The following is an 18,498-nucleotide window of genomic DNA, read 5'->3' as shown; positions in this document are numbered from 1 at the left end:
CACGGATGGGTACACAAGGCCGCATCAACGCTGCTTCTACGCTGCCGCAATGGGTACAAATTTAGGTACACGCGGATACGAAAAAGGCCCACTCCAGATGGATAGGCCTTTCGTAAGTACCTGAATTTGGTGGAGCTGTGGGGGATCGAACCCCAGACCTTCGCATTGCGAACGCGACGCTCTCCCAGCTGAGCTACGTCCCCGAAAGACGTGCATTCTAGCACAGAAATTTTGTGCTGCAGTCGCCTCTAGGGCCTGTTTTGAACAGCCTGCATGGGGGCAGACGATATAATGTCAGATTGATTTTTATTTCTGTCATTTTCGGATCCCATGAGCACAACCATACTTGAGAGTCTGCCGGTCGGGCAGAAGGTCGGCATTGCCTTTTCGGGGGGCCTCGATACGAGCGCCGCGCTGTTGTGGATGAAGAACAATGGGGTCCTGCCGTACGCCTACACGGCGAATCTGGGGCAGCCGGACGAGGCCGACTACGACGAAATCCCGCGCAAGGCTCTGCGCTATGGGGCAAAGGGCGCACGCTTGGTCGATTGCCGAGCCCAGTTGGTGGCTGAAGGCATTGCGGCCTTGCAGTGCAATGCCTTCCATGTTTCCACGGCCGGGGTCACTTATTTCAACACCACGCCTTTGGGGCGTGCCGTGACGGGCACCATGCTGGTGTCGGCCATGCGTGAAGATGACGTCCACATCTGGGGCGACGGCAGCACTTTCAAAGGCAATGATATTGAGCGGTTTTATCGCTACGGCCTGCTCACCAACCCGGATCTCAAGATCTACAAGCCTTGGCTGGACCAGCGTTTCATCGACGAACTCGGCGGTCGTGCCGAGATGTCGGTGTACCTGCAAGAAAACGGCTTCGACTACAAGATGTCCAAGGAAAAGGCCTATTCCACGGATTCCAACATGTTGGGTGCCACCCACGAGGCCAAGGATCTTGAACAGCTGAATTCTGGTATCCGCATCGTCGACCCCATCATGGGTGTGGCGTTCTGGAAGCCCGACGTATCCGTCAAGGCTGAAGAAGTCACCGTGCGCTTTCACGAAGGGCAGCCGGTGGCGCTCAATGGCGTCGAATTCTCCGACCCGGTTGAGTTGCTGCTTGAGGCCAATCGCATCGGGGGCCGCCATGGCCTGGGCATGAGCGACCAGATCGAGAACCGCATCATCGAGGCCAAGAGCCGCGGCGTGTACGAGGCGCCAGGCATGGCGCTGTTGCACATTGCTTACGAGCGCCTGGTCACGGGTATCCACAACGAAGACACCATCGAGCAATACCGCATCAATGGTATCCGGCTGGGCCGTCTGCTGTACCAAGGGCGCTGGTTCGACCCGCAGGCCATCATGTTGCGCGAAACTGCACAGCGCTGGGTTGCACGGGTCATTACGGGTGAAGTCGCCATCGAGCTTCGACGGGGCAATGATTTTTCGCTGCTTGATACCCGGTCTCCCAACCTGACCTACCACCCTGATCGTCTGACGATGGAAAAAGGGGAATCCATGTTCTCGCCGCTGGATCGCATTGGTCAGCTCACGATGCGTAATCTGGATATCGTTGACACGCGCGAGAAGCTGTTCACGTACACGCAGGCAGGCTTGCTGGCCAAGACGGGTGCATCCGACATCCCGCAGCTCAAGCAGGGCGGCAAGGACGAATAGCTGCCTGGGTAATCAGGGATAAAGGGGGCTGCTTGAAGAAGCAGCCCCTTTTTTGTGGCCGTGCCGCTGACTCATCCACATCAAGTACTAGATCTTTTGATGTAGATCAGGCTTTCGCCTCCGCCAAATGGCTAGTCATTCAACTCGATTCCACAGGTCGCGCAGGGTCTCTAGACTTGGTGTTCGTGAAGCATCGTAATAAGTGTTGCATTCCATGACATTGCGATGCTGGTCTGAACTGACGTAGAGACACAATGCTAAATGACTCTTCGACTTTCCTGTGTGTGGGGGCGCGGCCCTTGGGCCTCTTTGGTGCTGCTGGCTCTTTCGGCTGTTCTAGCCATAGGGGCGCACGCGGCTCAGGCGCACGCGGCTCAGGCGCACGCGGCTCAGGCGCAGCCCGAGAACTCAGCGGGCAAGATGCTGCCCGACGTGCCCCTGAATGGCGGGAGCTTGCAGCGAGATCCGCTGCGCGGGATCGTCATCAATCGGACCATGACGGTGCTCGGGTGGGATTTTTACACGGACTTTTCGGCGGTATGGCGGTCGTTGTACCCCGACTCCGAATTTACGCTGAACGTCGCAGAACGACCCACTGCGAAGTATGGCAGCGAAATCTGGGTCATCTATCGTGATCGGCCGCTCTTTCATACTTTCCTTTCGCCGGCCCGCTCTCGGGTCCGTGGAATTGCCAAGCAGGCTGTTGAAGCTGTTCATCAAGGCATCACGCAACTGGAAGAGCAGCGCAGGCTCTACACAGATCGTGACCTGGCCCCGGAGGAGTTCTAGATGAAGTACTTGCATGTCTCTTTTCGTTGGCAGGCCCTGGTAGTGCTGCTTTCGACTTCGGTGGTGGCTTTCGCGGTGTCGCCGGCATTTGCGGCCCAATTGACCTACAAGCCTGTGAATCCATCCTTCGGCGGCGATGCGTTCAATGGCAGTTTCCTGATGGGTATTGCACAACAGGAAAGCAGCCGCAGTTCGCCCAACCCACTGGCCAGTCTGGATCTTTCCTCTTTGAGCGATCTCGGCGGCTCACTGGACAGAATCGGCAACCAACTGGAGGCCATTTGTAGTGCGACAGCAAGCTGCAAGGCGGAGCCGAGCACGCTGAGCTCGAGTCAGACCCCTTGATGTCAAGCGCCCTCAATTCGTCTTCTTGACGTGGACCCCAACTCCCAACGTGACAGGCTGGCTCTCATGAATCTACGCAGTTTTTCGCTTGCTCTGCCCCGCATACGCGCGCTGCGCCTGTGCATGATGGTTTGCTGCACTCTTGCTCTGGGTGCCTGCGCGGCCGTCACGCAAACGCCCATAGGCGTCTCGGGTGCGGCCCAGCTGACCCCGCCAACGCCCACCGGGCTGGATCTCAAGAAACTGCCCCCTCCCGTGAGCAAGATCGTCGTGGCGGTCTACGGGTTCCGAGATGAGACGGGGCAGTACAAGCCGACACCGGACAGCGCATTTTCGACCGCGGTCACTCAGGGTGCGGCGTCCATGCTGATGAAGGCACTCAAGGATTCAGGTTGGTATGTGCCGGTTGAACGTGAAGGCCTGCAGTCGCTACTCACCGAGCGACGCGTTCTGCGTGCCGTGGTGGATGCGGACGCCAAGCAGGGCCGGCATGGGCCCGGTGTGGACAATCTGCTGCCAGCATCCATCATTCTTGAAGGCGGCATCATCGGTTACGACAGCAACGTTCGTACGGGCGGTCTGGGTGCCAAGTTCCTGGGCATAGGGATGTCCACTCAATACAGCGTCGACCAAGTCACGGTAAATCTGCGCGCCGTCAACGTCCAGACCGGTGAAGTCATCGATAACGTGTCGACTACCAAGACCATTTATTCGTATGAGGTTCACCCCAGTTACTTCCGCTTCGTCAACTTCTATGACTTGCTCGAGGCCGAGGGCGGCATGACCCACAACGAGCCCGCGCAACTGGCCGTTCGTGAAGCCATCGACGCCGCCGTAGTGCATCTGACCCTGCAGGGTATCGAGAACGACCACTGGCGGCTTCGGAATCCGGCTGACTGGCAATCGCCCTTGATCCAGCACTACCTGAAAGCGCAGAAGGATCAGGTTACGGTGACGCTGCGTGCGAGTCCGGATCAGGCCGGCGATGGCTCGGCCGTGAGCGGGAACTGGGGCGTTGCGTCGGACGCGGTCTCGCCCAATTCGATCGGGAGTAAATCATGAAGGCCACCGTAATGCGCGCTGTCAGCGTTCGTAGGACGTTTTCCACCCTTCTCGCCACAGGCACGCTGCTCGCGCTTCCTGTCACCGCATATTGTGCCGACCCCGATCTGGCCAGTCCCGAAGGTGTCATGGCCGTGACGACCCAGGTCGGGGTCCAGAACGACGCGTACATTTCACAGCGCGGTGCGAGCAAGACCGCCACCATCGCTCAAACGGGCGGCCTGAATATGGCAACCATCACTCAGACTGGCCTCAATGAGGCCGCCATTGCAACGCAGTATGGATCGGGGAATGTTGCGGGCATCATTCAGGCCGGTGTCAATGATGTCGCAGCCGTCCGCCAGTATGGCGTGGGTAATGATGCTTTCGTTGGGCAGTTCGGCAACAACCTGATGGCCAGCGTCAACCAGGTTGGCTTGTTGAACAAGGCTGTCGTCATCCAGCTCACGCCCGGCCTGCCGGTTCAGACGGTGAATCAGGTTGGCATAGGCAGAACCAGTTTGGTCATTCGCTGAAGAATCCAAGATCCGGGTAGGGGACCTCCGGATTCTTGGTAACCATGGTCCCATCGTATGTCAGGAGAGACCTCATGAGAACCAAGCTTTGTGTTGTTGCAGCCAGCGTCGCGTTGGCCTTTGCCGGATCGTCTGCCTTCGCGGCCCAATCCGGAACCTCTTACCAGAGTGGTGTCGCAAACGACGCATCCATCACTCAGGCCCTCAACGGTGATGCAACCGCCGTCATCGGGCAAGCGGGCGCCACGAATCACGCCTCGGTCGATCAGTCCAGCAATGCCGCGAATTTGCAGGCGGGTACCTATCAGTCCGGCGCCAGCAACAACAGTACGATCTTTCAGCGGGGCTACAACGAAGGGACTGGCACCAAGGTCGCCAATGTCTTTCAATCTGGTGTTGTGAATCTGAGTGATGTACAGCAGACCGGCTCAGGTGCGGTAACGGCCACAGTCATCCAGAGCGGTGCGGCCAACAACAGCAGCGTCTTGCAAGAAGGTCAAAACCCCGGTGAGATGAACATCATCCAATCCGGCGCTCGGAACAAGAGCGTTGCGAAGCAGGTGTCCAGCGGTACGAGCACACTGACGAACGTATATCAGTCTGGTGTATTGAACGACAGTGCGACCACGCAGAGCGGCTCAGGTGACCACATCGACGTGGTGCAATCAGGGGTCCGCAACAAGAGTAATGTGGTGCAGACGGCGTCGGGCTATGTCACCGGTGCCAGCGTGTATCAGGTTGGAATTGCCAACGATGCTGGAATCACGCAAGACCACGTGTCGCACTCCAGCGCATTCGTTCTGCAGGGTGGCGTCGGTAATAATGCAGTGATCTCGCAAACGGGCCCGGTTCCGACCCAAGTCGGGTCCAATTTGACCGCAGTCGCGGTCCAGTCGGGGGTCGGCAACGTGGCACATATCTCTCAAAGCCGTTAAACCTTGAAGTGTTCCGGGCCAGGCTCTGGCCCGGAGACGCGCTGCATCGACGCTATACGCTTGTGTTTGTCGATGCAGCGCGTAATCGTTGGAGGGCAATCGTGGTTGCAGCTGATATCAATCTTCAGGTATGGCTGGAAACGGTTCCGGATACGCATCCGGCTGTTGTCGTGCCTACCGTCGTCAGTAAGGTCGATGAGACGTTGCGGTACCAGGTCAAGGTCGCCCAGGCCGGGGCCGGTGGGTCGTCGTCGGTCAGCCAGGGGGGCAGCGCCACAGTGCGGGCGGGTCAGCCTACTGCACTGTCACGCTTTTCATTGAATGTCGGTGCGCACGATCGGTGCACCATCCAGCTGATTATTGCTGCCAATGGCCACACAATTGGTACCTACCAGTTCGAATGTCCGCGCTGACTGCAAAAGATTTCAAAAGTGTAAATTGTTATCCTAATACGAAATATTTGTTACTATAAACGTCCTGACCGTACAAGTGTCCTGGTGTCTCGTTTGGTGAGTTTGTGCTCTTGAATTCGGATGATGCCTCGAATTCAGCTATCGGAACTCACCAAACGGGACACTGTGTGGCAGGGAAGGACGCCTATGACATCGGTGATTGTGGTGGAGCCTAGCCATTTGATTCGGCTGGGTGTTGGGCACTTGTTGCGAGACGCATTACCAGGGATCAACTGCACTGGCCTGGATTACGATCAGCTCTTCGCGAAGTCTGCGGCGAAGATTCCCTGCGACTTGGCATTGTTGGCTGTGCCGGATGCCACCGACCGCATCCTCGAGGTTGTCGAGGCGGCCGTCATCAATCACGCGCCGAAATTCATAGTGCTGCTCACCGAGGAGCCGGTCCTGAGGTGTGATCTCTCTTCCCTGCCGGCCAGTTTGTCGGGTTATGTCTCGAAGTACGCCGAGGCCAGCGTGCTGATCGGCTCCATTCAGCTCGTATTGGCGGGCGGCAAGTGTTTTCCAATGCCTGGCGCGGCATACCGGCCAGATTCGGCTGATGGTGCCGGGGCGCCTGCCGGATCGCACCGCCCCAGGCGCCGTTGGTACGACCAGCTGGCTGCCGGTCGGCCACCTCCTCAGCCTCCGGCGAATTCCTTACCTGATCGTGGCCCGGAGCCGCAGCTTCCGCAGGCCTTTTTGATGGCATTTCGGGGGGATCGCCGCAGGGGCGGCTCACATTTGGCCGAAATACGGCCAACAATTCCGGCTGCCGTGGTGCAGCGTGAGTCGGCACTGCTGGGCCTGACAGCGCGTCAGTACGATGTCCTGGTTTTACTGGCGCGAGGCTATTCGGCCAAGCACATCAGTCGCGAGCTTGAAATAGCGGCTTCCACCGTCAAGACTCACGTGGATGCAATTTACAAGCGCTTGTCCGTCCATAGTCGGCACGCCGCCATTGTGAGGGCGTTTTCCAAGGGGGCGACGATGGGGCTCACCCCCGACCAATCGGATGAGGATACATTGCCACGGCAGATGTGCTGTTGATCTCAGACACGTGGCCACCGGCTCTCACCAAAAGGAGGAGCGATAGGCTGGTTAAAGCCTGTTGAAGACAGCCATAAAGATCGCCACAGCGGATTCAGGACTCCGCGGCTGCTTTGGGAGGTTGGTCGGTTTCGTCGGTCGTCTGCAAGTGGTTGCTGGCGGCGAAATCGCAGGCGAACTTCCAGGCCAAAGGTTCAAGTTGTCGAAGGCGATGGTCGATCAGAACACAGGGCACCCCATCCAGTACTCGGGGAGTCGCATATGGCGAGTAGGCCAATGGGTTACGGAGAGAGCCCTGGGGGCGAAACTGCGACAGCACACCTGCCAGGCGCTCAGCCCAGTCACTAGGTCTAAACCGCTGGCCTTCCAGGGTTCTACCGTGAATGATCAGATGCTGGACAGGGTCGCTCATGTGGATTCCAAAGACGGGACGCGCCCCAGAGTCTGGCGCATGAAACCCTCCTCGCCGCGCATTGTATCCGATCATCGTTTTGCGTGCGTTTCAGTCGCACGGTAAGATGAACCCTTTACGTCGGGTTTTCCATGTCTGCCGCCACTCCCACAGGGCCTTTGCGTCACTTCTTGCAGCTGCGTGACTTTTCTGAGGACGAGATCCATTACGTCATCGATCGCGCGCGCGTCATCAAGGACAAGTTCAAGCGCTATTTGCCGCACCATACTTTGCATGATCGCAATTTGGCCATGGTGTTCGAAAAGGCAAGCACTCGTACCCGTGTGTCGTTCGAAGCAGGCATGTATCAGCTGGGCGGCTCGGTCATTTACCTGACGACTCAGGGATCTCAACTGGGGCGTTCGGAACCCATCGAGGACACGGCGCGGGTCATATCACGCATGGTGGATCTCGTCATGATCCGCACTTTCGAGCAAACCCGCATTGAACGCTTTGCGGCGCATTCACGGGTACCGGTGATCAATGGCCTCACCAATGAATATCACCCGTGCCAGATTTTGGCTGACATCCTGACGTTTGTGGAACACCGGGGTCCCATCCGTGGCAAGGCCGTGGCCTGGATTGGGGATGCCAACAACATGTCCTACACCTGGCTGCAGGCTGCAGAGCTCTTGGGCTTCAAGCTGCAGGTATCGGGGCCGATCGGGTACCGTCTGGACCCTTTGCGGGTGGGGCAGCTCCCTGCCTCTGTGGTGCAGGAGTTTGACGATCCCCTGGATGCGTGTCGTGGCGCTGATCTGGTGACCACCGACGTCTGGACCAGCATGGGTTACGAGGCCGAAAACGAGGCGCGCCGCCTGGCGTTTGCCGATTGGTCAGTCGATGCCCGGCTCATGTCGGTGGCCAAGCCTGATGCGCTCTTCATGCACTGTTTGCCTGCCCATCGGGGTGAAGAGGTCTCGGGCGAAGTCATTGACGGCGCGCAGAGCGTCGTCTGGGATGAGGCCGAGAACCGTCTGCACGTGCAAAAGGCTCTGATGGAGTTTCTGTTGTTGGGGCACCAGAGCGCCTGAGGTGCACAGAAAGCCCACTGCCTGTGGATGACCGGCGGACTTCCGGAACAGAGGGTTGCGCAGTAAAAAAGGGTGCCAACAGGCACCCTTTTTTAGCAGTTCAAGCGCGCTTCGGAATCAGGCCAGTGCCTTGATAGCGGCCGACAGGCGGCTTTTATGGCGAGCTGCCTTGTTTTTGTGGATGATCTGTTTGTCGGCAACGCGATCGATCACGCCGCTGGTTTGCTTGAAGACTTCGTTGGCAGCAGCCTGGTCACCCGCATCAATCGCCTGGCGCACACGCTTGATGGCCGTGCGCAGCATCGAGCGCATGCTGGCGTTGTGTTTATTGTGGGCAACGGCCTGGCGGGCGCGTTTACGAGCTTGTGCAGAATTGGCCATAGGGTATTGTTCGAAATTTAAGTAGGTGCGCCGTTTGAACTGGAACGCGAAAGACTGAAGATTCTATCTTACAGGCGTCTTCGTGTAAAGTCGCGCGGCCGAAAACCGAATAAAAACAAAGTGCTGAAGTAGACCAGGCCCGAAGCCAGCAGCACCAGCAGGAGCCAGCCCACGCGTTCACCGGGGTGATGGCCCAGGGAGATCCAGTCAAGGTGCCGCTGAGCCCAGAGCAGAACGATCGCCAGAGCCCCCAATGCGGGGATCAGTCGCATACTAAACATCGGCCAGCCTGGATGGGGCACATAGATGCCGCGCTTGCGTAGTAGAACCACCAGGCTGAGTGCGTTGGCGCTCGCGCCCAGACCAATCGAAAGCGCGAGGCCTGCGTGAGCCAGCCACGGGACGAACACCACGTTCAGGAGTTGCGTGAAAATCAGGACGGCCACGCCGATTTTGACAGGGGTGCGGATATCCTGCTTGGCGTAGAAGCCAGGCGCCAGGATCTTGATGGCCAGAAGGCCCAGCAGGCCGACTGAGTAGGCCATGACTGCTACCTGAGTTTGCGCCACGTCGTGTGCATTGAAGGCGCCGTAGTTGAAGAGTGTGGCTACCAGGCCGTCCGAGAGCAGTGCCATCCCCAGTGCAGCCGGCAACCCCAGAAGGAGCACGAGCCGCAGTCCCCAATCCAGCAAGGCGTTGTATCCCGCCTGGTCGTGGTTGGCATGCGCGGCCGACAGGCTCGGAAGCAGGACGGTGCCCAGCGCCACTCCCAGAAGCGCCGTGGGAAATTCCATGAGGCGATCGGCAAAGGAAAGCCAGGTCACGCTGCCGGGTGCGAGCCATGTGGCGATGTTGGTATTGATGAGCAGTGAGAGCTGCGCCACCGACACTCCCAGGGTCGCAGGCAGCATCTGGCGCAGGATTCGACGCACGGTGGGGTCCTGCCAGGCATTGCGCAGCCCCGAGCCGTACCGTGGCAGCAGCCCCAACTTGCCTAGAGCGATCCACTGAACGGCCAGTTGCAGCACACCACCGATGAGGACACCGACGGCGAGTGCGTGAATGGGCTGCTGCATCCGGGCTGCCAGCAACAGGCTCGCGCCGATCATGGAGAGGTTGAGCAGAACGGGCGTGAAGGCTGGGACCGCGAATCGGCTGAATGTGTTGAGCACACCCGAGGCGAATGCAATCAGAGACATGCAGATGATGTAGGGGAACATCAGCCGCGTCATCCAGACGGCCTCTGAAAACTCGTGGGTCCGCGATGCGTGCCGCATGCCGCTGGCCATGGCCGTCACCACCCAGGAAGCCCCCAGAATGCCCACGGCGGTGACTCCGCATAGCGTGAAGAAGAGCGTCAGAGCGACGCGGTCCAGCAGAACGCGCAAGGCCTGGCGGTCGCCGCGTTCACGCACTTCTCCGAGGATGGGGACAAATGCCTGAGAGAAGGCACCTTCGGCAAACAGGCGTCTGAGCAGATTCGGGATGCGAAAGGCCACCCAGAAAGCGTCAGTGAGCGCACCCGCACCAAAGACGCTTGCGATGAGCACGTCGCGCACCATGCCAGTGACGCGAGAAAACAAAGTCAGGCCGCTGATGGTGGCGGCCGAGCGCAGCAGACTCATGCAGGCAGGTTACCTGGGCGCCATGCGGATGGCGCCGTCCAGGCGGATGGTTTCGCCATTGAGCATATCGTTTTCAAGGATGCTGATGACCAGCTTGGCATAGTCTTCAGGACGACCCAGGCGAGAAGGGAAGGGCACGCTGGCTGCCAGCGAATCCTGGACCTCTTGAGGCATGCCAAAGAGCATGGGCGTACCGAAGATGCCGGGGGCGATTGTCATGCAGCGAATGCCGGACCGCGACAGGTCGCGCGCAATGGCGAGTGTCATGCCGACGATGCCGGCCTTGGAGGCGGCGTAGGCGGCTTGGCCGATTTGACCATCGTAGGCAGCGACCGAGGCCGTGTTGATGAGTACGCCGCGCTCTCCGGTGGGTTCTGGTGTGTTTGCGGTCATGGCTTCAGCAGTCAGGCGCGCCATGTTGAAGCTGCCCACCAAGTTGATGTCGATAACCTTGCGAAACAACGCCAGCTCATGGGGACCTTGTTTGCCGACAATACGAGCGGCAGGCGCAATGCCTGCGCAGTTCACCAGCCCCCAGAGTGGGCCGCTGGAGGTGGCGGTGGAAACGGCAGCCTGAGCGTCCTCTTCGGAGGTCACGTCGCAGTGCACGTAGGTCTGTCCGAGTTCGCGGGCCAGTGCCTGGCCCGCCTTATCCTGCACGTCGGCGAGAACGACACTGGCCCCCCGTGCCACCAGGGCGCGCGCCGTCCCTGCGCCTAGTCCGGACGCCCCACCGGTGATGATGAATTGCTTGTGCTCGATGTCCATGGAGGTGTCCGACGAGTCACGCGGCCTGACAGGCGCGCAGGATGTTGAGGATGCGCTCGCGGATTTCGTCCACGGAACCCACGCCAGAGATTTTGGCGTACTGGGGTGCCGCAGGGTCTCCGGTGGCAGCCCATCCAGAGTAGTAGTCCACGAGAGGTCGCGTTTGGTCTCGGTACACCGACAGGCGGTGGCGCACGGTTTCTTCGCGGTCGTCGTTGCGCTGAATCAGTGTTTCACCGGTTTCGTCGTCCAATCCCTCGCGTTTGGGGGGGTTGAACTTGACGTGGTAGGTGCGCCCGCTGGCAACGTGAACACGGCGCCCGCTCATGCGTTCGATGATCTGTTCTTCGGGGACAGCGATTTCGATGACGCAGTCCAGGGCAACGTGCGCTGATTTCAGCGCATCCGCTTGGGGAATCGTCCGGGGGAAGCCATCGAAGAGGTAGCCGCCCTTGCAGTCCGGTTGTTGGAGCCTGTCGCGTACCAGCCCGATGATGATGTCGTCCGACACGAGTCCGCCGCTGTCCATGACCTTCTTGGCCTCGAGGCCAAGAGGAGTTTGCGCCTTGACCGCTGCCCGCAGCATGTCGCCCGTCGAAATTTGTGGAATTCCGAATGCCTCGGTGATGAAAGCTGCCTGGGTGCCTTTACCCGCCCCTGGGGGGCCCAGCAGGATCAAACGCATGATTTCCTCCGAAAGTTCATCAATTCTTGAAATTTTTCCGATTATGCCGCAAGGAGCGCCCCCACGCATGGTCGGGTGTCAATTCTTGGGTGTACCTGGGCCGAACAGCGCACGCACGCGGGCGAGGTCTTGCACGGTGTCGACACCGCGGGCCGGTGCAGATTGTGTCTGGTGCACGACGATCTCAAAGCCTTGTTCCAGGGCACGCAGCTGCTCGAGGGATTCGACCTGCTCCAGGTACCCAGCCGGGAGGGTCGGGTACTGGCGCAGAAACCCGGCCCGGTACGCGTAGAGCCCAATGTGATGCCAGGCTTGCAACCCGGGTGCGAGCCGCTGTTGGCCGTCAGCCAGTGCGTCGCGGTGCCAGGGAATGGGGGCGCGGGAGAAGTACAGCGCGCGGCCTCGTGTATCGCACACCACTTTGACGGCGTTGGGGTCGAACAGGGTATCGGCGTCGCGGACCGGGCTTGCGCACGTGGCGATGGCGGCCTGAGGGCGCTGTGAGAGCAGATTGGCTACAGCATCGACTAAAGTGGGCTCGATGAGCGGTTCGTCACCTTGAACGTTGACGACGATGGCTTCGTCTGGGAGGCCCAGCGTCGTCGCGACCTCTGCCAGGCGATCGGTTCCTGTGCGGTGGCCGCGGCGTGTCATGAGGGCCTCGACCTTGTGCGCGTGCGCTGCATCCGCAATGGCCGGGTCGTCGGTGGCAATGAGTACCCGTGACGCCCCTGAGAGTGCCGCCTGACGTGCAGTGCGGATCACCATGGGGAGCCCGCCAATGTCGAGCAAGGGCTTGCCAGGGAGCCGAGTGGACTCTGCTCGTGCCGGGATGACGACGGTGAAATTCATGCGCCGTGGGCGGCAGTGTCAAGCACGCGGGCCTCGTCTGGCAGCATGATGGGTACCCCGTCGCGGATGGGATAGGCGAGCTGATCTGCGAGGCACGCCAGCTCCTGGCGCTCGCGATCGAAGCGCAAGGGCCCCTTGCAGACAGGGCACACGAGGATCTGCAACAGACGGTTTTCCATGGGAATAGGGGTGCGGCAGCCAGTGACAAAAGACACAGTTTAATGCCTGTCGCCAGGCTTGTGCGTACGACGGTCCTGGAGGCGGCGCAGCTGAGCGCCCAGGGTGATCAGCCACGATGGGTCGTCGAATTGCGCGGCCACTTCCACGACCCAGAGGCGGGCATCATCCAGATGTGCACATTTGACGGCGTCCTTGGCCGTGATCAGGATGGGACTTGCCGCAAATCCGTTCAGGTGCGTGGCGTTCAGCGTGCCGTGGTCCGGAAGGGCCAGTGTCTGCACGAGCTTGACGCCTTGCGTGCGCAACATGGAAAAGAATCGCTCAGGGTGGCCAATCCCGGCCACTGCGCCGCATTCAGTGGCGGGAAACTGTGCGCGCCATTGTGACCATGTCAGGGTGTGTCCTCCGTTTGCGAGTTGCCGGCACTGCTTGGGCACCAGGCGCAGCGCGACCATCGGTGCCGTCCCGGCCTGTTGCGTGGGCGTGCGCTGCACTTCATTCGAGCCCAGTTGCGTGACGATCCATTGCACGTTGGAGAGGCGGCCAGGTGGTTCACGCAGAGGCCCCGCAGGAAGTAGGCGCCCGTTGCCGATTCCGCGCCCATCCTGGACCGCGATTTCAACGTCTCGGGCCAGGGCCCGGTGTTGCAGTCCGTCGTCGGCGATGAGGACGTCCACTTCTGGATGAGTGTGCAGCAGGTGGCGGGCGGCCAGGCTTCTGTTCGGGTGTACGGCGACGGGGACTCCTGTAGCTGCGTGGAGCAGTGCGGGTTCGTCACCGAGGTGAGATGCTGAGCCTCCACCGTCGCTCAGATGGGGCTTGGGGCCTATCCGTGTGCCGTAGCCCCTGCTGATGAGGCCAGGCTTCCATCCCTGGGCGAGCAGCGTCTGGCAGACCGCCTGGGCGACCGGTGTTTTTCCCGTGCCACCCAAGAGGATGTTCCCAATGACCACGACGGGAACCGGCGCGCGCCAGGCGCGCTGCGCCTGACCCGCAAGGTGGTGCTGCGATATCAGCCCATAGATCCAGGAAAAAGGAAGCAGGAGCGTGCTGACGAGCCCTTTATGGCACCAGGCCGCGAGCAGCAGGTCTTCGAGCCACCTCCTCACGGGCCGTCCTGGGTGAGGAAATGTACGCGAGTGATGTGGGCCAACCGTGCAGCCTCCAGCGCGCGCACCACCGAACCGTGGGTCGCCAGCCGGTCGGCGTCGATACTCAGGGTCGCGTCGGGCTTCGCGGCGGCGGCTTGTTGCAGGGCGTCCGCCAACGCCTGATCGCTGTCGGCGTTGACGTAGCTGCCGTTCAGCGCATAGAGCCCATCCCGGCTGATGGCGAGATTCAAGGTCGGTGTTTGCTCGATTGCGTCAGCCTGTGCCTGAGGCAGCGACACGTTGAGCTGGCGCTGCTGCGTGAACGACGTAGAGGCTGCCAGGAAGATCAGGATCACCAGCAAGACGTCGATGAGCGGGATCAGGTTGATCTCAGGTTCTTCTTGAGTACCTTCAGGCCGGAAGTTCATGATGCGTTGCGCCGGCTGATGAGTCGATTCAGCGCGCCGGCTTCACGCTCCATGGTGTGTGTGAAGTAATCGACCCGGGAACGGAAATAGCGATGAAACGCCAGGGCAGGGACTGCGATGAGAATGCCGAATCCCGTGTTGTACAGCGCGATCGATATGCCATGAGCCAGAAGCCCGGGGTCGCCGCTGTTGGGCGTGTAGGCGCCGAAAATCTCGATCATGCCCACGACGGTGCCAAAGAGCCCAAGCAGGGGCGCGATGACCGAAATCGTAGCCAAGGTGGGCAAGTAACGGTTCAGTCGCCAGGACACGTCGCGCCCCGTGTCTTCGATGGCCGACAGGCGCCAGGCCTCATCCTGTTGACGTTGTGCCGCGACCTCGGCAAGGATTCGCCCCATGGGGCTGCGTCGCGCCAGACGCAGGATGGCATCGGGTTCGTCTTGTTGCCGGCGCATGAGTTCGAGTACCTGCTCTGGCAGCCCCGACGGCATGATCTGGCTGGTTCGCAGTGCCAGGAAGCGTTCTATGATGATGGCCAGTGTGACGACCGAGGTGGCGACCAACAGCCAGATCGGCCAGCCGGCAGCTTGGATGATGTCCAGCACGATCCAGTTCCTTTGAAAACAGTGCCGCACGGCGGCGAGCCGTTATTTTAAGACGAGTATCCGCACCACGACTGGCTCCGTGCGCAGTATCCACAGAATCTGTGGATAATTCTGTGTACAAGGTTCGCAAGCGGCATGATTCATGCCTTCTGGCAGTCGATTGGTTATTTTTTACACAGTTTGGCGCATATTTATTAACGTATATAAATCAATAACATGCGATCGTTTGTTGATGTTGATCTTGATGAATTGAGCTGACAGGCCTGAAAACAGGTGTGTTTGACAAGGCTAGGGCTTCTGTGGATAGGTTTAAATGAGTTTTTCTGATTTCCCCCCTTCAAAAGTGGCATCTGGCCTACCTTCCTCTGCCGAAGATGAGGTGTTGAGCGTCTCTGCGCTGAATCACCGTGTGGCCCGCTTGCTGGAAGCGGGGATTCCAAGGGTATGGGTTGCTGGAGAAGTGTCGAATTTCACTCGGGCAGCGTCCGGGCATTGGTATTTTTCCATCAAGGACGAGTCAGCGGCAGTGCGTGCGGTCATGTTCAGGGGGCGCACCCAGTCTGTCGGTTTTGTCCCGCGTGTCGGGGACCGATGCGAATTTCGCGTGCAGGTCTCTCTTTATGAGCCCCGAGGGGATTATCAGGTTCAAGTCGAAACATTGCGACGGGCGGGCCGAGGGGACTTGCACGAAGCCTTCCTGCGGTTGCGCGACCGCTTGGTGCAAGAGGGGCTTATTGCCCCCGAAAAAAGACGCCCCATCCCCGAGATGCCGCGCGTGGTTGGCGTTGTCACTTCGCTGGCCGCGGCGGCTTTGCGTGACGTGCTGTCGGTGTTGAAGCGGCGGGCTCCCCACGTGCGCGTCATCGTGTATCCTGCCCCCGTGCAGGGGCAGGAGGCCGCCGCGCAGCTGTGTACCGCTTTGACAACTGCCAGCCTGCGTTCCGAGGTCGATGTGCTGCTGCTCGTTCGTGGGGGGGGCAGCATCGAGGACCTCTGGTGCTTCAATGACGAGAACCTTGCGCGTACCGTTGCCGCCAGCCCGATTCCCGTCATCAGCGGGGTAGGCCACGAGACCGACTTCACCATTGCCGACTTTGTGGCGGACCTGCGGGCGCCTACCCCAACTGCGGCTGCCGAACTATGTTGTGTGTCTCGCTTGCAGGCTTGGGGCCGGGTTAGCGTGTTGACCGAGCAACTGGCTCGTGGGCAGCGGCGGCGCCTTGAGCAGGCTGCGATGCGCCTGGATCGAGCAACGTCCCAACTGGTGTCTCCGGCGCGGCAAGTGCTGCAGTGGCGCCAGCGGCTGTCACGTGCAGTAGACGCCTTGCGGGTGGTGGCTCAGTATCCGCTTGAGGTGCGTTCTCAGCGCTTGCGGGCGGCGCGCGGAATGCTGCAGGCGCTGGACCCCCGTGGGGTCCTTCAGCGTGGCTACGCGATCGTTCATCGAAGAGACGGGACAGTGGCCCAAAATGCGTTAGACTTGAAGACAGATGAGCCGCTCGATATTGAGTTGGCGCGAGGCTTTGCTGTTGCGCGCGTGATTCGTAGCGGGGATACGCTCTAGGTGCCAGCCCGTTGGGCCCGCGCCCTTTCGATTCGTTCAATGATTTTGAAGGAAATGTCATGGCTTTTACTCTGCCGAAGCTTCCATATGCACTGGATGCGCTTGCTCCGCATATTTCGAAAGAAACCCTGGAATATCACTATGGCAAGCACCATGCGGGCTATGTCACGAAACTGAATGCCGCCATCGAGGGCACGGAGCTTGCAGCGCTGAGCCTCGAAGACATCATTCGCAAGGCCACCGGCGGTGTGTTCAACAATGCCGCCCAAGTCTGGAACCACACCTTCTACTGGAACAGCCTCTCGCCTAACGGTGGCGGCGAACCCAGCGGCGCCTTGCGTAAGGCCCTGGAAGCCAAATGGGGTGGCGTCGACGCATTCAAAGCCGAATTCTCCAAGCAAGCGGGCGCGAACTTTGGCTCAGGCTGGACGTGGCTGGTGAAAAAGTCCGATGGCTCGCTGGCCATCGTCAATACCAGCAATGCAGGTACCGTCGTCAACACCAACGACAAGGCGCTTCTGACCTGTGACGTCTGGGAACATGCTTATTACATCGACTACCGCAATGCGCGTCCGTCTTATCTCGAGCATTTCTGGCATCTGGTGAACTGGGATTTCGCCGCGAAGAATCTGGGCTGATTAGTTTTCGCCTGGCCTCTGGTCACTGCTCATGCGGTGTCTGGTGTCCAGGGGTATGGAAGCTCACTAAAAAACCACCGTGCATGCGTACGGTGGTTTTTTATTGGGTTTTCGTGAACCAGGGTTGCTGGGGTGGCGGAGGCAGGCCGTTGACGAGTGTGCCCACCCCAACCCCGTTTGTGGTGAACCATCCCTGATTCATTTCCAGCGCCGTCGTGATGGGCGAAGGCGGGCAGTGCGGTTGCAGGCTCTGAGCCTGCATGTCTTGAATCGACACGATGCGTCCTTGCGTATCCATGAATGCGATGGAAAGCGGCAGCAGGGTGTTTTTCATCCAGAAGCAATATGCGGAATCGGGTGGGCCGAGGACGAACAGCATGCCGTCGTCACGGGCCAGCGTAGTCCGATCCATCAGGCCATCCCGCATGCGGGCGGGCGTGTCGGCAAGCTCTACCTGAATCGTGTGGTGGCCGATTGAAAGTGACACCGTGGGAAGTGGTGGTTGTGCCGCTGCTGGCATTGCGATGACCAGGGCCAGCCAAGACAGCGCACGACCAAAAGCAGGGCACCGATTGGGCCCTGCATTGCAGTAAAGTTGCAAGTGTGTTCCTGGCTCAGGCGGCCGTAATATTGAGCGCTTGCTTGCCCTTCGGACCTTGCGCTATGTCGAACAGAACCTTTTGACCTTCTTTGAGAGTCTTGAAGCCATTCATTTGAATCGATGAGAAATGCGCGAAAAGGTCTTCGCCCCCATTGTCGGGAGTAATAAAACCAAACCCTTTGGCATCATTGAACCATTTAACCGTCCCGGCCAACTTTTGTGACGCTTCGGTGCTTTCGATGGATTCCGACATGCAAACTGCCTCTCGACTATAGTGTAAGGTTCATACGCCTCTGACCGTCCGGTGCGGGCGACCACAGGGATACATCGATCATGCTGAATTCAGTATCGTTCAGTCAACTATGGAAATCACTAAGTCTTGAAGTATGTCCACTGTGATTCAAAACCAGCGTGAGTTAAAGAGCGACGCGCTTCCAGCTCGCCTGGCACCCCCTCCGCTTTATCAGGTAGTGCTGCTGAACGACGACTATACGCCCATGGATTTCGTTGTGCGGGTGCTTGAGGTAGTGTTTCACAAGGCCGACGCCGAAGCTGAGCGCATCATGCTTCAGGTGCACCATCAGGGTCGGGGCATCTGCGGCATCTACACGCGCGATGTCGCTGCGACGCGCGTCGATCGTGTGTTGCATATGGCACATGCCGGACAACATCCCCTGCAGTGCCTCATGGAACCCGTTCCCGCGCCGTAGTGTGTTGCGTAGGCGGGAACTCCGAAAGCGTTTGCCAGTCTCATCTGGCGGGTAATCCCTGTGGCG

24 protein-coding genes and 1 tRNA gene are annotated in these 18,498 nt (G+C 59.6%); 12 read left to right on the top strand and 13 right to left on the bottom strand.

Annotation, left to right across the window (positions count from 1 at the left end; genetic code table 11):
• Positions 1-127 precede the first annotated feature (127 nt).
• Positions 128-201 (bottom strand) — tRNA-Ala (locus tag VF285_RS07665).
• A 129-nt stretch (positions 202-330) separates the two neighbouring features.
• Between VF285_RS07665 and argG the strand changes: the two genes are divergently transcribed.
• The 8 genes from argG to VF285_RS07625 all read left to right on the top strand — a co-directional run bounded on the left by argG (position 331) and on the right by VF285_RS07625 (position 6,819).
• Positions 331-1,674 (top strand): argininosuccinate synthase, encoded by a 1,344-nt coding sequence (argG, locus tag VF285_RS07660; RefSeq protein ID WP_346952026.1) that lies wholly within the window; start codon positions 331-333, stop codon positions 1,672-1,674.
• A gap of 261 nt (positions 1,675-1,935) precedes the next feature.
• Positions 1,936-2,463, top strand: coding sequence for a curli production assembly/transport protein CsgE (locus tag VF285_RS07655; RefSeq protein ID WP_346952025.1), 528 nt, complete (start codon positions 1,936-1,938; stop codon positions 2,461-2,463).
• Complete coding sequence (locus VF285_RS07650) at positions 2,464-2,808, top strand: curli assembly protein CsgF (protein ID WP_346952024.1); 345 nt, start codon at positions 2,464-2,466, stop codon at positions 2,806-2,808.
• 66 nt (positions 2,809-2,874) lie between these two features.
• Positions 2,875-3,870, top strand: a complete 996-nt coding sequence (locus tag VF285_RS07645) for a CsgG/HfaB family protein (protein WP_346952023.1) — start codon at positions 2,875-2,877, stop codon at positions 3,868-3,870.
• Positions 3,867-4,385, top strand: coding sequence for a hypothetical protein (locus VF285_RS07640; RefSeq protein ID WP_346952022.1), 519 nt, complete (start codon positions 3,867-3,869; stop codon positions 4,383-4,385). Before VF285_RS07645 ends, VF285_RS07640 begins: the two co-directional genes overlap by 4 nt.
• Before the next feature lie 74 nt (positions 4,386-4,459).
• A complete protein-coding gene (locus tag VF285_RS07635) occupies positions 4,460-5,320 on the top strand; it encodes a hypothetical protein (RefSeq protein ID WP_346952021.1) in 861 nt (286 codons plus the stop codon).
• Positions 5,321-5,421: 101 nt separating this feature from the next.
• On the top strand, positions 5,422-5,733 hold the full coding sequence (gene csgH / locus VF285_RS07630; RefSeq protein ID WP_346952020.1) for a curli-like amyloid fiber formation chaperone CsgH: 312 nt from the start codon (positions 5,422-5,424) through the stop codon (positions 5,731-5,733).
• Between the two features lie 186 nt (positions 5,734-5,919).
• Positions 5,920-6,819, top strand: a complete 900-nt coding sequence (locus VF285_RS07625; protein WP_346952019.1) for a response regulator transcription factor — start codon at positions 5,920-5,922, stop codon at positions 6,817-6,819.
• Between the two features lie 94 nt (positions 6,820-6,913).
• Here the strand turns inward: VF285_RS07625 and VF285_RS07620 are convergent, their stop codons facing one another.
• A complete protein-coding gene (locus tag VF285_RS07620; protein ID WP_346952018.1) occupies positions 6,914-7,231 on the bottom strand; it encodes a DUF3579 domain-containing protein in 318 nt (105 codons plus the stop codon).
• A gap of 131 nt (positions 7,232-7,362) precedes the next feature.
• Between VF285_RS07620 and argF the strand changes: the two genes are divergently transcribed.
• Positions 7,363-8,304: an ornithine carbamoyltransferase gene (gene argF, locus VF285_RS07615; RefSeq protein WP_346952017.1), complete on the top strand. Its 942-nt coding sequence runs from the start codon at positions 7,363-7,365 to the stop codon at positions 8,302-8,304.
• 117 nt (positions 8,305-8,421) lie between these two features.
• On the opposite strand, the gene rpsT is transcribed toward argF, so the two are convergent.
• From rpsT to VF285_RS07570, 9 genes are all read right to left on the bottom strand, one after another.
• Positions 8,422-8,685: a 30S ribosomal protein S20 gene (gene rpsT / locus VF285_RS07610; RefSeq protein WP_346952016.1), complete on the bottom strand. Its 264-nt coding sequence runs from the start codon at positions 8,683-8,685 to the stop codon at positions 8,422-8,424.
• A gap of 68 nt (positions 8,686-8,753) precedes the next feature.
• The gene (murJ, locus tag VF285_RS07605) at positions 8,754-10,310 is read right to left on the bottom strand and encodes a murein biosynthesis integral membrane protein MurJ (RefSeq protein ID WP_346952015.1); all 1,557 of its coding nucleotides are present in this window, start codon (positions 10,308-10,310) and stop codon (positions 8,754-8,756) included.
• 9 nt (positions 10,311-10,319) lie between these two features.
• Positions 10,320-11,078 carry a 3-hydroxyacyl-CoA dehydrogenase gene (locus VF285_RS07600; protein WP_346952014.1) on the bottom strand — a complete coding sequence of 253 codons (759 nt, stop codon included), beginning with the start codon at positions 11,076-11,078 and terminating at the stop codon, positions 10,320-10,322.
• A 16-nt stretch (positions 11,079-11,094) separates the two neighbouring features.
• Entirely contained in the window at positions 11,095-11,763 is a 669-nt protein-coding gene (adk, locus tag VF285_RS07595; protein WP_346952013.1) for an adenylate kinase, read from the bottom strand.
• 78 nt (positions 11,764-11,841) lie between these two features.
• Positions 11,842-12,615, bottom strand: a complete 774-nt coding sequence (gene kdsB / locus VF285_RS07590; protein WP_346952012.1) for a 3-deoxy-manno-octulosonate cytidylyltransferase — start codon at positions 12,613-12,615, stop codon at positions 11,842-11,844.
• A complete protein-coding gene (locus VF285_RS07585) occupies positions 12,612-12,794 on the bottom strand; it encodes a Trm112 family protein (protein WP_346952030.1) in 183 nt (60 codons plus the stop codon). The genes kdsB and VF285_RS07585 overlap by 4 nt, the downstream gene beginning before the upstream one ends.
• A 39-nt stretch (positions 12,795-12,833) precedes the next feature.
• Positions 12,834-13,904, bottom strand: a complete 1,071-nt coding sequence (gene lpxK, locus VF285_RS07580; protein ID WP_346952011.1) for a tetraacyldisaccharide 4'-kinase — start codon at positions 13,902-13,904, stop codon at positions 12,834-12,836.
• Positions 13,901-14,314 (bottom strand): biopolymer transporter ExbD, encoded by a 414-nt coding sequence (locus tag VF285_RS07575; RefSeq protein ID WP_346952010.1) that lies wholly within the window; start codon positions 14,312-14,314, stop codon positions 13,901-13,903. Before VF285_RS07575 ends, lpxK begins: the two co-directional genes overlap by 4 nt.
• On the bottom strand, positions 14,311-14,919 hold the full coding sequence (locus VF285_RS07570) for a MotA/TolQ/ExbB proton channel family protein (RefSeq protein WP_346952009.1): 609 nt from the start codon (positions 14,917-14,919) through the stop codon (positions 14,311-14,313). The genes VF285_RS07575 and VF285_RS07570 overlap by 4 nt, the downstream gene beginning before the upstream one ends.
• Before the next feature lie 313 nt (positions 14,920-15,232).
• Between VF285_RS07570 and xseA the strand changes: the two genes are divergently transcribed.
• Entirely contained in the window at positions 15,233-16,483 is a 1,251-nt protein-coding gene (xseA, locus tag VF285_RS07565; protein WP_346952008.1) for an exodeoxyribonuclease VII large subunit, read from the top strand.
• A 59-nt stretch (positions 16,484-16,542) separates the two neighbouring features.
• Positions 16,543-17,121, top strand: coding sequence for a superoxide dismutase (locus VF285_RS07560; RefSeq protein WP_346952007.1), 579 nt, complete (start codon positions 16,543-16,545; stop codon positions 17,119-17,121).
• 100 nt (positions 17,122-17,221) lie between these two features.
• Here VF285_RS07560 and VF285_RS07555 read toward each other — a convergent pair whose 3' ends face one another.
• Both VF285_RS07555 and VF285_RS07550 read right to left on the bottom strand, forming a co-directional pair.
• Positions 17,222-17,722: a DUF192 domain-containing protein gene (locus VF285_RS07555; RefSeq protein ID WP_346952006.1), complete on the bottom strand. Its 501-nt coding sequence runs from the start codon at positions 17,720-17,722 to the stop codon at positions 17,222-17,224.
• Between the two features lie 13 nt (positions 17,723-17,735).
• Positions 17,736-17,975: a cold-shock protein gene (locus VF285_RS07550; RefSeq protein WP_346952005.1), complete on the bottom strand. Its 240-nt coding sequence runs from the start codon at positions 17,973-17,975 to the stop codon at positions 17,736-17,738.
• A gap of 133 nt (positions 17,976-18,108) precedes the next feature.
• Between VF285_RS07550 and clpS the strand changes: the two genes are divergently transcribed.
• Positions 18,109-18,432 carry an ATP-dependent Clp protease adapter ClpS gene (gene clpS / locus VF285_RS07545; protein WP_346952004.1) on the top strand — a complete coding sequence of 108 codons (324 nt, stop codon included), beginning with the start codon at positions 18,109-18,111 and terminating at the stop codon, positions 18,430-18,432.
• Positions 18,433-18,498: the final 66 nt, after the last annotated feature.

The sequence above is a fragment of the Castellaniella sp. genome, from assembly GCF_036379515.1.
Lineage (GTDB): Bacteria > Pseudomonadota > Gammaproteobacteria > Burkholderiales > Burkholderiaceae_B > Castellaniella.
Note: the sequence above shows the minus strand (reverse complement) of the source record. Positions and strands in the feature narration are given on the sequence as shown.

What these genes read in the sequence shown, in the direction of transcription:
- argF (WP_346952017.1), top strand. Translation starts at nt 7,363, where the DNA reads ATGTCTGCCGCCACTCCCACAGGGCCTTTGCGTCACTTCTTGCAGCTG.
- VF285_RS07645 (WP_346952023.1), top strand. Translation starts at nt 2,875, where the DNA reads ATGAATCTACGCAGTTTTTCGCTTGCTCTGCCCCGCATACGCGCGCTG.
- rpsT (WP_346952016.1), bottom strand. Translation starts at nt 8,685, where the DNA reads ATGGCCAATTCTGCACAAGCTCGTAAACGCGCCCGCCAGGCCGTTGCC.
- clpS (WP_346952004.1), top strand. Translation starts at nt 18,109, where the DNA reads ATGTCCACTGTGATTCAAAACCAGCGTGAGTTAAAGAGCGACGCGCTT.
- VF285_RS07585 (WP_346952030.1), bottom strand. Translation starts at nt 12,794, where the DNA reads ATGGAAAACCGTCTGTTGCAGATCCTCGTGTGCCCTGTCTGCAAGGGG.
- VF285_RS07650 (WP_346952024.1), top strand. Translation starts at nt 2,464, where the DNA reads ATGAAGTACTTGCATGTCTCTTTTCGTTGGCAGGCCCTGGTAGTGCTG.
- VF285_RS07640 (WP_346952022.1), top strand. Translation starts at nt 3,867, where the DNA reads ATGAAGGCCACCGTAATGCGCGCTGTCAGCGTTCGTAGGACGTTTTCC.
- VF285_RS07620 (WP_346952018.1), bottom strand. Translation starts at nt 7,231, where the DNA reads ATGAGCGACCCTGTCCAGCATCTGATCATTCACGGTAGAACCCTGGAA.
- kdsB (WP_346952012.1), bottom strand. Translation starts at nt 12,615, where the DNA reads ATGAATTTCACCGTCGTCATCCCGGCACGAGCAGAGTCCACTCGGCTC.
- murJ (WP_346952015.1), bottom strand. Translation starts at nt 10,310, where the DNA reads ATGAGTCTGCTGCGCTCGGCCGCCACCATCAGCGGCCTGACTTTGTTT.
- argG (WP_346952026.1), top strand. Translation starts at nt 331, where the DNA reads ATGAGCACAACCATACTTGAGAGTCTGCCGGTCGGGCAGAAGGTCGGC.
- xseA (WP_346952008.1), top strand. Translation starts at nt 15,233, where the DNA reads ATGAGTTTTTCTGATTTCCCCCCTTCAAAAGTGGCATCTGGCCTACCT.
- VF285_RS07560 (WP_346952007.1), top strand. Translation starts at nt 16,543, where the DNA reads ATGGCTTTTACTCTGCCGAAGCTTCCATATGCACTGGATGCGCTTGCT.
- VF285_RS07635 (WP_346952021.1), top strand. Translation starts at nt 4,460, where the DNA reads ATGAGAACCAAGCTTTGTGTTGTTGCAGCCAGCGTCGCGTTGGCCTTT.
- VF285_RS07575 (WP_346952010.1), bottom strand. Translation starts at nt 14,314, where the DNA reads ATGAACTTCCGGCCTGAAGGTACTCAAGAAGAACCTGAGATCAACCTG.
- VF285_RS07625 (WP_346952019.1), top strand. Translation starts at nt 5,920, where the DNA reads ATGACATCGGTGATTGTGGTGGAGCCTAGCCATTTGATTCGGCTGGGT.
- VF285_RS07550 (WP_346952005.1), bottom strand. Translation starts at nt 17,975, where the DNA reads ATGTCGGAATCCATCGAAAGCACCGAAGCGTCACAAAAGTTGGCCGGG.
- VF285_RS07600 (WP_346952014.1), bottom strand. Translation starts at nt 11,078, where the DNA reads ATGGACATCGAGCACAAGCAATTCATCATCACCGGTGGGGCGTCCGGA.
- adk (WP_346952013.1), bottom strand. Translation starts at nt 11,763, where the DNA reads ATGCGTTTGATCCTGCTGGGCCCCCCAGGGGCGGGTAAAGGCACCCAG.
- VF285_RS07655 (WP_346952025.1), top strand. Translation starts at nt 1,936, where the DNA reads ATGACTCTTCGACTTTCCTGTGTGTGGGGGCGCGGCCCTTGGGCCTCT.